A 15,159-nucleotide genomic window follows, 5' to 3' on the forward strand; every position below is an offset into this window, starting at 1 on the left:
TTCAACAAATTATTATAAGTGTGGTTTTGTAAAGAATATGTGAAGTCTGTTTAATAAATCATCGATGAAACAATGTTGATTTGTGATATAATATCAAGGTATATTACCTAATTATAAAGAGTAAGAATGAGAATCCGATTTGTGCAAGATTTTATTGATTTCATAAGAAATAAAAAGAATAGATTAAGCTTCCAACATGAATATTATGGAAAATGTTACTATCCACCTTATAATAAAAAAATACGATTTAATTTTACAAAGCCTAAAATTTATAATAAAGATGGAAGATTAATGGATATTTTCTTTTTGAGAAGTGCTGCAACCTCATATAGCCCATACAATAATAGTAAATACTTCTTGTGGGATAGATACAACTTTGGATTAGATATACATTTTTACACAGATAATGACATCTTTCAAACTATGGGGGGGGGGATTAAAAAATTCGCATTATTTGGTGAACCTCGTTCCATAAATAAAAAAATATATGCTGAAATACTCAAATCTCAAGGATTAGCAGCAGAATTTACTTCTATCCTTACTCACGATGAAGAGATACTCAACAAATATCCAAACGCGATGTTAATTTGCGGTAGTAGTCCTTGGTGTTATCTTGAATCCGGGGACCCACGAACTTATAATGAGAAAAAATTTGAAATAAAAAATAAAGAAGTCTCAATGATTATATCTGGGAAAAATTTTACTCCACTTCATAAAATACGCAATACCATAGCAGATAATTTAAAAAATAATACTGCGGTAGATTTGTTTGGCGCGTATGTCAATAAAGGGATTCAATATAGTTCAGAAGCATTAGATACATATCGTTATCATATAGCAATCGAAAACCAACAAAGCGAATATTATTTTACCGAAAAAATTCTTAATTGCTTTATCTCCATGAGTGTTCCGATATACTTAGGTGCAACTAGAATTGGTAAATTTTTTAACACAGATGGTATTATCCAAATTAGTCCAAACGATATTAACAATCTCGATAACATTATAAAAACATGTAATGAAAAGGATTATCAAAGTAGATTGAGTGCGATTATCGATAATTATGAACGAAGCCTACATTATCTCAATATAGATGACATACTCTATGAAAAGCTTTTTTTAAATAGCAAAAAATAAAGAGTTTAAAGATAAAAATCAAAAATTAAAATATGATTTTACAATGACTTGAAACAATGGATAAAAACTTTTTTAATTGTTTCCAAGATTAATAAGAAAAAATGAGATAAGATTTGATGTCATAAAAGGATATTAAATTGTCATTAAATCAATAATAAATAACTAACAAAAAAGATTTTCATAAAAATTTATAAGCATGTAGTGATATTTCTTAGGCAACTTGTCTATTTATCCCTTTTTGAGATTCTAAAATCTGACATTGCATATTTCTATGAACATCTAATTTGCATTTACATCCATTCCTAAATTAAACAGGAAAGAATTATAAATATTTAATTTTCTATGAGATAGTTTTGAAATGCAAATATAATTGTGGATATGGATTTTACATAAGATTCTAGCTTTTTAAGGAAGTTTTAAACAAAAGTATATTATAATTCATTGCCTTTCTGGTTAGCCCTATGCAATAGGACTTATAAGCAATGCTTCAGGATGGGAACATAGCAGAGCACTTGTATTTCTTGTGTGCCATTGGTTCCTGGCTGGAAAGGTTTAAACTTCATTATAAAACCTAATTTCCAACTTTTTAATTTTCTTTTATGTATTTTTTTGCGTAGTTACAGGTAAGATAATAAATCTATAACTGTTGTAATTATTTCTTAAGTTTTTCTATAAAAATATCTTTTTTAGTCCATTATTTTTAATAGTTTTTGTATATTTATAGTGTAATTTTTTAATTATTTTAGATATGGAAAGAGTAAGATTCCAAGCTAAATTTTAAAAATAATCACATATTCATTTGCGTTTATATCACACTATATATTATTTTAAGCAATATGATAAAAGAGTTTTAAAATCTAATTACAATATCCTAAAAATTATCAAAGTAAATGTAAAATTTGTTAGAATAGAGGCTTTTACATTTTTTAAATATGGGATTTTTATGCAAACAAACTTTGGGAAAATCGGTTTTATCCTTGCTGCACTTGGTAGCTCTATCGGATTGGGACATATTTGGCGTTTTCCTACTGCAACTGGGACAAGCGGGGGTAGTGCATTTGTTTTACTATTCTTGGCTATTTCAATTTTTATTGGTGTGGCAATGCTTATTGCAGAAATGCTTATTGGACAACAAGGATGTAAAAATGTCCCCGATAGTTTTAAAGAAATTGCACAGAATAAACAAACTCCATGGCGTTTTATGGGGTTTGTTTTGATTACTGGTCCAGTCACATTAACTTTTTATTGTGCTGTGTTAGGATGGGTGTTGTATTATTTGGTATCTGTTAGTTTTAATTTGCCAATAGATTTTTTACAAAGTAAAGAAATTTTTGAATCTTTTAGTAGAAGCACAGCACAACTTCCCTATCAGCTTGTTTGCTTTGGTATTGTTTTATTAATAACTGCTTATAGTGTCGCACATGGAATAAGGGGTATTGAGAAATTAAACTATATTTTAATGCCTCTACTTTTTTTTATATTTTTTGCATTACTTTTTTATGCAATGACATTACAGAGTTTTCCGCAGAGTGTTAATTTTATGTTTAAGCCTGATTTTTCAAAAATAACCTCTGAAGTCATTGTTGATGCAATGGGGCAAGTATTTTTTTCATTATCATTAGGGGCCGGAACAATTCTTACTTATTCTGCACATATAGGAAAACAACAAAATCTTCTCTCAAGTGCATTATTTATTGTCATTTCTGGTATTATTATTTCGCTCGTTGCTGGTTTAATGATTTTTGCTTTTGTATTTGAGTATGGAGATTTTAACAATATTGGTGATGGTGAAGGTTTAATTTTTATTACACTGCCTGTTATGTTTGGACATTTTGGAATATTTGGTAGCATATTATCCATATTCTTTATGGTTGGATTGCTTTTTGCCGGAATTTCTTCAACCGTTTCATTACTTGAACCCTGCATAAAATATCTCTGCGACAGGACAAAAGTCTCTCGCGTAAAGATTACTTATATGGTTACTTCTGGAATCTTTCTTGCAGGGGTTCTTGTTATTCTGTCGTTAAATGCTGACATTGGACATTATTTTAAATTTTTTGGGCAAAGTCTTTTTAGTCTCTCTGTATCACTTAGTGCCAATATTTTATTGACATGGGGAAGTTTTTTAATTACATTATTTATAGGATATTTTGTAAAAAAGGAAACATTACAAACATGGACAAGTAGTTATTTTAGAAGTAACATTATTTTTGAGATTTGGTATTTTTGTATAAAAATTATAGCTCCTTTGATGATTATCATGATCTTTGCCAATAAATTCTATTCGTTTTTGTAAGGAAAGTGCAAGAAAAATTTGTTTTTACTTTATATTTATTGAATTTAACACAAGTTTAAAGAATATATGGTATTATTTTGAGATAAAAGTTATCGTGCGATTTTTTATTATAAAGGCTTAATATGTCAATGTCAAATATTGATCAAGTAACAAGTTTGCATAAAAATAATGAATTACAACTACTTTGTTTCCGCTTGGAAAAAGGTAAGGATTTATATGCTGTGAATGTATTTAAAATTCGTGAAGTTGTAAAGTATAATGGTGCAATCACTATTGTAAGCCATGAGCCAAACTCTCTTGTAGAAGGTTTGATTACGATTCGTGAGCTAACAATCCCTCTCATCGACATGAGGAAATGGTTTTTTTATGATCCTGCTATGCCAGAGAAAGATTTGCGGAATTTTGCGGTAACAAAAGAAAGAAATGATGAAGACATTATTATGATATGTGAATTTTCACGATGGACTATTGGGGTAAGAATCTATGAGGCTGATAGAATTTTAAATAAAAAATGGACTGAAATCGAGCAGAGTGCTGGAGCTGGGAATAGTGGTGGAAGCGGAAAGCTTGTTTCTAGAACACGTTACTATGACGGAAAATTGGTGCAGGTTGTTGATATTGAGAAAATGTTGATTGATGTTTTTCCATGGATTGAAGAAGAAAAACATAAAGAAATGGAAAGTATTCGCCAAGTACAAACGAATAAAAAAATTCTCTTGGCAGATGATAGCCCTGTGGTTCTCAAGACTATGCAAACAATTCTTAACCACTTGGGTGTGGCACATCACGATTTTATTAATGGACAAAAATTACTTGATTATCTTTTTAGTTCCGATACAAATATTAGTGATATTGGTATGATTATCACTGATTTAGAAATGCCTGAAGCAAGTGGTTTTGAAGTTATTAAACAAGTAAAAGCAAATCCAGCTACAAAACATATTCCTATTGTTGTAAATTCTTCAATGAGTGGAACAAGCAATGAGGAAATGGCACTATCTTTGCAAGCTGATGAATTTATTTCAAAATCCAATCCTGTTCAAATCGAAAAGGCTGTCCAAGAACTTATGATTAAGTAATAAATAATAGTTTTATCAATTATTAAGTTTTTTGTGTAAGTAAAATATCTTAATCTGAATTTTAACTTGATTTGTGAAAGATTTTCTATCAAATTTATTTACAAAAAACTTTTAATCAATAGAAAGATTGTATAATATTCCCCGAGAGAAAATTCAAAATTTTAGGTGGTGTCGAATGGATACAACTCAAACAGATTCTCAGCAATTCTCTATACACAAAATTTTCCTACAAGATGAATTAAACACTCACAATATTATTTCTGAAATCCCTAGTCCATGTTATGTTCTTTGTTATGAATCTTTAGAATCTAATTTACAAACATTACATTATGTCGCAAGAGAAAGTGAGGCAAAAATTCTTGTAGCATTGAAGGGGTATAGTTTTTGGCGTGAATTTTCTGGAGTGCGAAAATATCTTAATGGTGCAACTTGTAGCGGTGTAAATGAAGCTCGTTTAGCATATGAAGAAATTACATTAAAGGCACAAAATCCTTTAGGAAAATACAACAACATTTTTCCTTCACAACAAGATTTGGCGAAAGATTCTCACAAATATATCAAAGAATCCCCTGAAAATATCTACTTACAATCCCAAAATAATTATAAAGAAATTTGTGTTTTTTCACCATCTTACAAAGAATCGCAAATGCGTGAAATTGTGCAATATGCAACACACATCATTTTTAATAGTTTTGGACAATGGGAAAAATTTTATGGAATTATTGAGGAGAAAAATAAAGAAATACGCGAGCATCTTAAACAAAAAAAGTATAATAATATTCAGAAATATCAAGATTCCGTATCAGTCAATTCTAATAAAGACACCCAATATGCACAAGAACTTTATGAATCAGATAAGGTGTATAAACAAGATGATTTACAACATATCGCAACGCCAAGCATACCAAATAAAATTATTATGCAACAAAAAGAAATTCAAGTTGGTTTGCGAATTAATCCACTTTATAGTGAAGTTTCCCCACCCATTTATAATCCATGTATTCCTAAAAGTCGTTTAGGTATTATTCCAAGTGAATTTATTAAAAATTTAGAATTTTTTGCTACAAAGGAAAATATTAGCACTATTGAATTTTTTACAAAGTATTTTTCAGGTTTGCATTTTCATACACATTGCGAACAAGATTCTAGCTCCCTGCAAAGGACACTTCCCCATGTTATTGAACATTTTCATCATTATATTCAAGTATGCAAGTGGATAAATTTTGGTGGTGGGCATCATATTACACGCAAAGATTACAATATTGAGTTGCTCATTGATATAATAAAAGATTTTAAACAAAAATATCATGATATTGAAGTTTTCCTTGAGCCCGGCGAGGCTGTGGGGTGGCAAGTGGGTGATTTAATAGGGGAAGTTGTGGATATTATAGAAAATGATGGGCGAGTTGCAATTCTTGATATAAGTGCAAGTTGTCATATGCCTGATTGTCTTGAAATGCCATATCGTCCTGAATGCTATAAAATTTCATTTATGCAAGAAAATGATAATCAAGCACAAGTTCCTGAAATTGCAAATTCCCCACAAATAGAAAAACAAACATATCAAATTGAAAAAGATTTAGGTGAAAATATTGGCACATATCAATATCGTTTTGGTGGTTCAACATGTCTTGCAGGAGATATAATAGGAGATTATAGTTTTAATACACCACTTCACATTGGAGATAGGATTGCATTTTGCGATATGATTCATTATACAATTGTAAAAAATACAACTTTTAATGGAATAGAATTACCAAGTCTTGGTGTGGTTAAGAATCATTCTTTTAAGCTTTTAAAAAAATTTAGTTATTTTGATTTTAAGGAAAGAAATTAGAATAACTAAAATAGTAAAAATTTCTCTTTGTTTATATGTACAAAAAAAAGTTATTACTTATATTATTTTGCTGTAATGAGATTTTTTTAATAAGATAATTAGTGAAAATAGGCTATAATTATCTGCTTTTATTATATTAAAAGAGACACAATGAAAAAATATAGTATTTTATATATAATAATTTTTATACTATTTTCCCTAAATGTTTTTGGGAACGAAGAATCACAATCTCTATCAAAGAATAATATTAAACAGCAAAAATTAGATTCTCAAAGTGGATTTTTTATTGGTATACATGCTGGAGTCAGTATGGTGTATGCACATCTTTATGATAAAAATGGCAATATGATAAATTGGGATAATACACAAAATCTTAATTTTAATGTCAATGGACAATCTATGATGATACGTCCGAATGTAGGATTAAAACTTGGGTGGAATCAATTTTTTAATACATTTTTTGGTGTTCGTGGATATATAAATTATGATTACAGTGATTATCGAGATACATTATTAGATTCTAAAATTGCGTGTGAAGATGTAAGTGCTAATGTCGATGTTTTATTGGATTTTTGGAATACGCAGAATATTTCACTTGGAGTTTTTGTTGGTTTTGGAGTTGGATATGAATTACCACAATGGTCCAAACCTGATGTACGTGATAATTTTGAAGCAATTTCAAAATATAATGGATTTATCTTACCCGTTAATATCGGGCTACATATTTCATTGAATCATCATAAAATAGAAATTGGCACTCGTATCCACACTATTGCAACGAGGTATAAAAGTATCGTAGATTCTAGTGGCTTTGGAATGCAACCACTCATTGTAAGCGTTGGATATATTTATACATTTTAAAGTATTAAATACTCATATAATCTTTATTGGGTGGCTCAATCAAAAGGTATCCTTTGTGGAATATTCTTAGGAATTGAGGGAAATTTAAAAAAACATGCTATAATAGCAGACTTCAAACATTATAGGATTTAATCTTGTATTTTGTTGCTTCATATTAATTTTATTTTGGGGGCTGTTTTGGCTTTCGACAGGAATTTTATAGCAATGTTAGCATACCAGCTGATACCTGTAACTATCAACACATAATAAACGCAAACAACGCGAATTACGCTCCAGCTTACGCAAGAGTAGCGTGAGTTTAACCTCCTTTTGGAGCCAGATTTTGAAATTTTTGTTGGGAAATTTTAAAATCTGTCATTAATCCAACTGCTTGAGTATCAGTGCCTTGTGATATTCAAAAAGACAAAAGGCTTAGGTTTCAGATCATTTTGGAAGTTTTAAAACTATAACCGAATTTCTAAAACTCTCCTAAGTATGTAGAAAGCATTGTAAGATAAAGTTTTTGGACTGGGGTTCAATTCCCCACAGCTCCACCATTTTATTGTTACTTACTCCCCAAGAAATTCAGATTACAGAGAATCTAAAATAGATACAAAATTATATATTTGTAAAAATACTCTTTCTTTTTCTTAACTTTCAAAAAACCTGCTTTATTTGCTAAATAAAACAATTAGTAGAGAGTTCTATCTTTTTACATCACTATAACAACAAACGATAATCTTGCATTTCAATTTTTATCTTCATCTGTGATGGTTGTAACATTATTTGCGAGATAACCAAAGATGCAAATCACAAAACTGGTACATATAAACACCATAATTCCTTGCTGAAAACCATGAAAAATATCATGTAATTTTCCTATCAATAAAGGAGATACACTTGCTATCAAATATCCACAACCTTGTGCCATTGCAGAGAGTTTAAGAGCAATAAATGCACTTGAGGATTTTTGCGTGATGAAGAGCAAGGCAATTGTAAAAACACTTCCCATTGGAATACCAAGAATCACGGCTGCACAATACAACACACTATCTTGTGAGAAAAATAATATCAAAAGCATACCTACACCATATAAACTACATATTATAAACATACAAAGAGATTTGTATTTATTACGCAATGAAGCCAAAATAACTGGCACAATAAGTGAAGTCGGTAGGGCAATAAATTGTGTAATTAAAGTAATTGTTGTGGCAAAATCTATACCGTAACCTTTTTCTTCGATGATTTTTGGTAGCCATGCAATTACTCCATAAAACATAAAACTTTGAAATCCCATAAAAAGAGTAATTTTCCATGCATTTAGATTCTTAAAAATATTAAAAGATTCTTGTTTGTGTGTAAAAATGCGTTTGATTCGTCCATTACGTGCCTGTGGAATATACAGGAGTAGAGCAAAGAGAGCGATGAGAATCCAAATTGCCATTGTATTAAGTAAGCCTATATAATGCATAAGAGGAAGTGCAACAGCCAAACCTATAATTGCTGAAATATTAAGTGTAAAGCTGTAAATTCCCATCATCTGAGGAATTTTATTGGGAAATTTTGATTTAACGAAAGTTGGCAATAGCACATTTGCCACTGCAATTCCTGCACCCATAATCATTGTCCCAAAAAACAAATGAGCAGATTTAAGTATATTTTGTAAATGCTCACTATATAAAAATTCCCCATAAGCACGTATGAATTCACCGATGATGATACATATCAATCCTACAATCATGGCTTTGATATGTTGGAATCGCGATACAAGAAAAGAAAATATCCCAAAAGCAAAGAGTGGCAGAGTTGTTAAGAAGCCAACTGCTGCGGAGCTAAGGTAGAAATGTGCTTGGACATCCCCCACAAGAGGAGAAATGAATGTTATTGGTGCACGGAGATTAAGAGCAATAACAACCATTGTTAGGCAGTTTAATAAAAAAATCTTTTTTCGTGGCATTACATTCCCTAACTATGACAATCAATTTGAGATTCTCACTTTTCTTTTTTTAAAAAAGCTTAAGGAAGACAAAAGTTTTGATATGAAACTTACTCATATTGATTTAAGATACCCAAAATGAATTGCTCTTATTAGTTTTAAGAGTTTGGATTTTGGTATTATATCTCAAATCTGTTTCTTTTATAGAGAAAAGAAAATATTTTATTGATCTCTAACTTAGTTAATACATACTTTGCAACGCAAAATACTTTTCTATATTTTAGTAAGCAGAAAGGTTTTGCTTATAAACTATTGTTTTACTGGTAAAAATCATTTTATTTTTTTGTTTAGAATCTAAAGATATTAAAATTCATTAAGATTTATTGTTAATCTCAACATTTTTTCATTTTTTTGCTATAATGTAACATGATTTCAAATTTTCACAAAAGTCATAACCTCTCATAGAAGGAGATTGGAATGCTAGAAATAGGTATTTTTGGGGCTACAGGAAAAGTAGGAAAGCTTTTAATTAAAGAAATATTACAATGTAAAAAGTCTTCATTAACAAGTGTTTTTGTCCGCAATGAATTGCAATACAATATTCCATCGAGTGTCCTTATCACAAAGGATATGAAGTCATTTCTTGATGTAAGTGGTATTATCATTGATTTTTCTAATAAAGAGGCAACAGAAAATCTTTTACAATGTGCATTTAGGAATCCAAAGCCATTGGTAATAGGTACGACAGGTTTGGACAAGACGCATTTTGATTTAATAAAGAAATGTAGTAAAAAAATGCCCTTATTATATTCTGCAAATATGAGTGAGGGAATTGCTGTGCTTGATAAAATCACTGAAATTTTAAGTGCAAAATTGCGTGAATATGATATTGAAATTACAGAAATTCACCATAAACATAAAAAAGATGCTCCTTCTGGAACAGCATTAGCTCTTGCAACTACGGCTGCAAGAGTCCGTAAATTGAATGAGGAATCTTTTAGATTTGGAAGAAATGGGGAATGTGAGCGTATAAAAGATGAAATTGGGGTGTTGAGTTTGCGTGGTGGTGATGTGGTGGGGAGACATACCGTTGGATTCTATAATGATGGTGAATATCTTGAACTCACACATAACGCAACTTCGCGTGCTACATTTGCTAAAGGTGCATTACATGCGGCACAATGGCTTTCAAAACAACAAAATGGTTTATATACTATGCAAGATATTTTTGATTTTAAAATTACTGGATAATAAAGTTTTAAATAATTTTATTGTAAGAGAGAATAGTGATATAACTGCGTGAAAAATACTTTGTCATTATATTTTTGTAAAAATAGAATCTAGAAAGAAGTATTTTATATGAAGTGATGAAAGTAAGAAAGAATTTTAACAATAAATTTCAATAGACTTGTAATTGATTATTCATTGTGCATAAAGCATTCGAAAACCGTTTGTATTTATTGTTTGAGATTTTTAAATTTTTTAGGAATCAATTTGGACTAGAAATAGCCAAATTAGTTGTTTTGTGAATATAATCTCTTGTTATTTAATGCTTTTATTTTATAAATTTTCATATTTTTCCTTTTGTTTAAATTTTGTCAAACCGAAACTTAATATAATCAAATCTATTATTGAAAGAATTACCTTATCCATTTTCCATGATTCTTATTATAGCTAAAAGTCCTATGAATTTTTTTGATATTTCTTATTTCATTTATAAAATTTAGCTCTGTTTTAAGCGTTCAAGTCTTGCTTCCAATACTTCAAAATCAGCTTTTAATTCTTCTATTTTTTTCATTTTTGCAAGGCTACCTTTGAGATAATCAGGAGGTACTCTAATTTCTAGAAGCTCATTTGTATAAACCATACCATCGCCACTTTTTTCATAGATTTCAGATAAATGTTGGAATCCTTTTTGTGAGAAGAAATAGCAATATAATCCGATAGCCTCATGTTTATCTTGTAATCTCAGAATCAAGATTCCAGCATTTGCAACAGCAATAAAGCTTTCTATGTCTTCATTTAAAATTGTAATTTTTGGGATAATACCACGCAATGAAAGCAAAATATCATAAGGCTTTAACCTGTATTTATGAATCTTGTGCAAATCTCCACTGATTTTTTTATTTTCAAAATGTGTGCTAAAACCACACGGTGCGAAGTCCGCTATTCCAATATCATAATATTCAATCACTGAATCTTTATTGCTACCATATACTCGTTGCCCACGAAAAATATCAATATTCATATCCCTTAGACGCAATAAATGTGTGCTTTGCTGTGAGTTAGAGAGATAGTAGCTTGCACGCAAATCATGGATTTTCACTTCTTCAATACTTGTAATTTTAGAATATTGTGTTTGTTTTTTATTTTTAAAAATATCAACAATTTCATGAATATGTATAAGATGATTATATTTCCCATCTTTACTATAAAAATGCGGGTGATTTGCATTTATATGGAGAATTTCTGCATTATTATGTGAAATTACAAGAATAGAAAAATCATTTGCTTGGTGTGGAAAAATATTTTTTGGTAATTCTATAATGGCTTCTACCATACGCTCTTGCACAAGTCTTTCACGCAATTTTTCTTCTAAAAAGCTTTTTTGTAGTGTTTGATTACGCACAATAAAGACACCACGTGATTTTAAATGCGAGAGTGCGTGCGTAAGAAAAACAAGTTCGGGATAATTTTTTGCTAAAATACCAATCTTACTGAATCTTTCGTCTTCTTTGAGTTGTTCAATCCCTATGTGTGTATAAAGTGGTGGATTGCAAATTACCTTATCAAACTGACATAATTTATCATTATTTTTGAAAATTGGTTGTTTTAAAATATCATTAACAAAAAGATGGCATTCCTTAATCCCAGCAAAACGAGCAATGAGTTTTGCGATACTTGAGAGCTTTTCTTCGAGATCTTCCCCATAAAGTTTAATATATGAATTAATTTTTCCAATAGATAGAAAAATACTACCAATACCATAACATGGATTATATACTTCATCACCATCATGTAATTCAAGTAAAAGAGACAATAAATCATTGACTTCTTTTGGTGTAGAGTAATAGTAGAGTTTATTTGTAGTCCTTTTTTGGCAAATAATATACAAAAATTGCTCTATATCATTTAATTCAATACTGCTTGAATAAAGAACCTTTAAGATTTTTAAGATATTTGCACTATTACTTATAGGGACATACAAATCATTCCCAATTAGTTTCCACATAGAATCATGAAATTCTTCTTTAATCGGTTTTCTTTTATGTGCTTTTATAATAAATTCTGAAATAAAATTTGGATTTTCTTTTTTTAAAATAAAAAGTTCAAGCATAATGCTTACAACTTCCAAAATATCAGAATGATAGCGTTTAAGATAATCAAAGCAATCAAGCAATTTTTTCACAACAAACCCTAATATAATCTTAATTTTTACTAAAAATAAAAAATATATTATATCTTAAATTTTTATGCAAGATAAGTATTATTGCAAGATTTCTGCTCGTCCATTTTTTACAACAACAAGATCTTCAATACGAACGCCAAAGACATTTTCTAAATAAATACCTGGTTCAATAGAAAACACCATACCATCTTCAATAATTGTTTCAGATCGTTTTGAAATAAAAGGCATTTCATGTATATCAAGACCGATTCCATGTCCTGTGCTATGTAAAAAATATTTTCCATATCCTGATTGTTCGATGACATCGCGCGCTAATTTATCAATCTCTTTACCACTCATGCCAGAGCGAAGATTTTGTATAGCATTCATTTGTGCTTTTCTTACAATATCATAGATTTTTTGTTTTTCCTGCCATGATAGTGGAGAATCTTTTTTATGTGATTGTAAATTACTAAAATCTTGATTTTTGTTAAATGTAAAATCTTTATCTGTGAAAAGTGCTGTGCGTGTGCAATCAGAGCAGTATCGTTTATGTTTTAATCCACAATCTAGTAAAAGTGTATCCCCGTTTTGTAAGAATGTCCTATCACTTGGTAGTGCATGTGGTTTTGCTGCATTACTTTCAATACCAATGATTGGTTCAAAGCTTAAAGGAAACTGTCCAAAATTGCTTAGAATATCAGAGATTTTATACCACAAAAATTTTTCATCTTTTTCTTTACCTTCTTGGGCAATAAACTTTGCAAAAGAATCAAACGCCTTGAGATTTAAACGTTGAGATTCTAATAATATCATTATTTCTTCATCTGTTTTTACCATACGCTTTTCTTGTGTAAAATTTGGATTAGGTTCTAATATTGTAATATCTTTGATAGCAAAATATTCATCAACGCACATACGAGTTGGATCAAATTGCAAATATTTGATATTATGTTTTTGTATTTGTGTAATTGCTTCTAGTTGAATATTTCCCGATTCTATGATTTCAATGGCTATATTTTTTTTGCAAAGTTGTCTTGCTTCAGATGCATAGCGAGAATCTGTGATAAACTTTAACTCGCTTCCAAAGCGTAAAAGTATTGCATTGTCGGCACTATAACCACATTCATAATACATTGCACTTTCATCTCTTGTAATAAAATTGTGTGATTTCATATATTGCTCCTTGTAATTTTTCTCCAGCAATATTGTAACTTAATTCTAAGAATATTATCCAAAATATAAGATTCTACATAAAAAAATAAAAGATAGAATCTTGTGTATTTTGTAGAATCTTACTTGGGTAGAGGAATTGTAGCCTGTTTTTATCTCATATATTTCTATTTAATACCATATTCATGCAGGTATTCTTTATACTTTTAGAAATTAATATTTTAATAATATCTCTTATTGTTGCTTTATCATTATGATTGATACAACAATAGAATTTCAAATTATTAGCATCTTTAGTTTCTATTGTGAAGATTCCGAAATATTGATAAATCTAGAGATACAAACTCATATAAGTATTTTAAGTTGTTAAAATACTTAAGTTTATTTAAGCAAATAATATTCTTAAATAAAAATCAAATTTTTCTATATTTGATTATGTATTGTTCTCCTTTTTGTAAATGTAATGTGAAACATGTAAAAGCATAAAACTTAACATTTTTGTTTTATAATTCAATTATTTCAATTTAAGGTTAAATTATGTGGATGACAAATAATATTACTGCAAATTTTCAAAACCATTACCGAATTACTAATAAATTTGCTAATTACAAGGGTAAAATCAATGTAGAGCTTTTTAATAGTGAATTATTTGAGCAAATTGCTTTGATTACCTACAATGATAATGTAGTGCAAGGAAACACACAGCAAGAAGTAATTACGCAAAGATTCCATTATATCGAAGGTGAAGTAATTTCACAAGTGCCATATTGTGTTGTAAAAGAAGCAAAAAGGGTATTAATATGTGGCACATTAAATATACAAATAGCATATTTCTTTGCACTCAATAATATTGAGGTAGATATGGTTGTAGGTGATAATGAAGCACTTTATACCTTAAGTGGATTTTTCCCACACTTTAAAGAAGTTATAGAGAATCCAAAGATTCATATTTATGATAATTTCTTAAGCCTAGAAAATCCAAAATATGATATTATTATTCATCTAGGACATATAAAAACACATGAGTTTAATGCATTGTCAAAAATGGTCAATAAAGATTTTGCAATCATTATGCGTTTAAGCAACCTTTATTTAGAGCCAAGTATAGCACTTAATGCTTTGTCGATTGCAAAAGATTTTGGAAATATTTTAATGCCTTTTATTATTCCATCATTTATGTGCGGTTTTTATGCATTTTTAAGCAAAACTTTGCACCCTCTGGCTGATTTACAACTTCAGAAAAGTGATATGTTGGAGAATATGCAATTTTATAATTCAAATCTCCATACAAGTATGTTTCGCCTCCCATCAGTTATCAATCGAATGATCTCACCTTATGTAAAAAACTAGAATCTTAAATGGTTATATCATGGATAGGATTTATAACATATTAAAATATTGATTCCATTCAATTTAATCATTGTTTTACTTGTAAAATGTATCAAAATACCTCAAAAAATAAATTTATTG

10 protein-coding genes and 2 other RNA genes are annotated in these 15,159 nt (G+C 29.4%); 9 read left to right on the top strand and 3 right to left on the bottom strand.

The window, feature by feature from the left end:
- The first annotated feature begins 126 nt into the window (after window positions 1–126).
- The 7 genes from CQA53_RS02455 (at window position 127) to ssrA (ending at window position 7,746) form a co-directional block, all read left to right on the top strand.
- Complete coding sequence (locus CQA53_RS02455; protein ID WP_115542431.1) at window positions 127–1,137, top strand: glycosyltransferase family 10 domain-containing protein; 1,011 nt, start codon at window positions 127–129, stop codon at window positions 1,135–1,137.
- Between the two features lie 450 nt (window positions 1,138–1,587).
- Window positions 1,588–1,685, top strand: an RNA gene (ffs, locus tag CQA53_RS02460) — signal recognition particle sRNA small type.
- 395 nt (window positions 1,686–2,080) lie between these two features.
- The gene (locus tag CQA53_RS02465) at window positions 2,081–3,433 is read left to right on the top strand and encodes a sodium-dependent transporter (protein ID WP_115542432.1); all 1,353 of its coding nucleotides are present in this window, start codon (window positions 2,081–2,083) and stop codon (window positions 3,431–3,433) included.
- A gap of 122 nt (window positions 3,434–3,555) precedes the next feature.
- Window positions 3,556–4,512, top strand: coding sequence for a chemotaxis protein (locus CQA53_RS02470; RefSeq protein ID WP_115542433.1), 957 nt, complete (start codon window positions 3,556–3,558; stop codon window positions 4,510–4,512).
- Between the two features lie 175 nt (window positions 4,513–4,687).
- Window positions 4,688–6,349: a carboxynorspermidine decarboxylase gene (locus CQA53_RS02475; protein ID WP_115542434.1), complete on the top strand. Its 1,662-nt coding sequence runs from the start codon at window positions 4,688–4,690 to the stop codon at window positions 6,347–6,349.
- A gap of 150 nt (window positions 6,350–6,499) precedes the next feature.
- Window positions 6,500–7,210 (top strand): outer membrane beta-barrel protein, encoded by a 711-nt coding sequence (locus CQA53_RS02480; protein ID WP_115542435.1) that lies wholly within the window; start codon window positions 6,500–6,502, stop codon window positions 7,208–7,210.
- A gap of 168 nt (window positions 7,211–7,378) precedes the next feature.
- Window positions 7,379–7,746, top strand: a transfer-messenger RNA (tmRNA) gene (ssrA, locus tag CQA53_RS02485).
- Between the two features lie 191 nt (window positions 7,747–7,937).
- Here the strand turns inward: ssrA and CQA53_RS02490 are convergent.
- Window positions 7,938–9,149, bottom strand: a complete 1,212-nt coding sequence (locus tag CQA53_RS02490) for an MFS transporter (RefSeq protein WP_115542436.1) — start codon at window positions 9,147–9,149, stop codon at window positions 7,938–7,940.
- A 456-nt stretch (window positions 9,150–9,605) separates the two neighbouring features.
- Between CQA53_RS02490 and dapB the strand changes: the two genes are divergently transcribed.
- The gene (gene dapB / locus CQA53_RS02495) at window positions 9,606–10,379 is read left to right on the top strand and encodes a 4-hydroxy-tetrahydrodipicolinate reductase (protein ID WP_115542437.1); all 774 of its coding nucleotides are present in this window, start codon (window positions 9,606–9,608) and stop codon (window positions 10,377–10,379) included.
- Window positions 10,380–10,851: 472 nt separating this feature from the next.
- On the opposite strand, the gene CQA53_RS02500 is transcribed toward dapB, so the two are convergent.
- Window positions 10,852–12,537, bottom strand: a complete 1,686-nt coding sequence (locus CQA53_RS02500; RefSeq protein WP_115542438.1) for an N-6 DNA methylase — start codon at window positions 12,535–12,537, stop codon at window positions 10,852–10,854.
- 78 nt (window positions 12,538–12,615) lie between these two features.
- Window positions 12,616–13,692, bottom strand: coding sequence for a M24 family metallopeptidase (locus tag CQA53_RS02505; protein ID WP_115542439.1), 1,077 nt, complete (start codon window positions 13,690–13,692; stop codon window positions 12,616–12,618).
- A 534-nt stretch (window positions 13,693–14,226) separates the two neighbouring features.
- On the opposite strand from CQA53_RS02505, the gene CQA53_RS02510 reads away from it, so the two are divergent.
- A complete protein-coding gene (locus CQA53_RS02510; protein ID WP_115542440.1) occupies window positions 14,227–15,039 on the top strand; it encodes a class I SAM-dependent methyltransferase in 813 nt (270 codons plus the stop codon).
- Window positions 15,040–15,159 lie beyond the last annotated feature (120 nt).

This window comes from Helicobacter didelphidarum, assembly GCF_003364195.1.
In the GTDB taxonomy this organism is placed as follows: Bacteria; Campylobacterota; Campylobacteria; order Campylobacterales; family Helicobacteraceae; genus Helicobacter_A; species Helicobacter_A didelphidarum.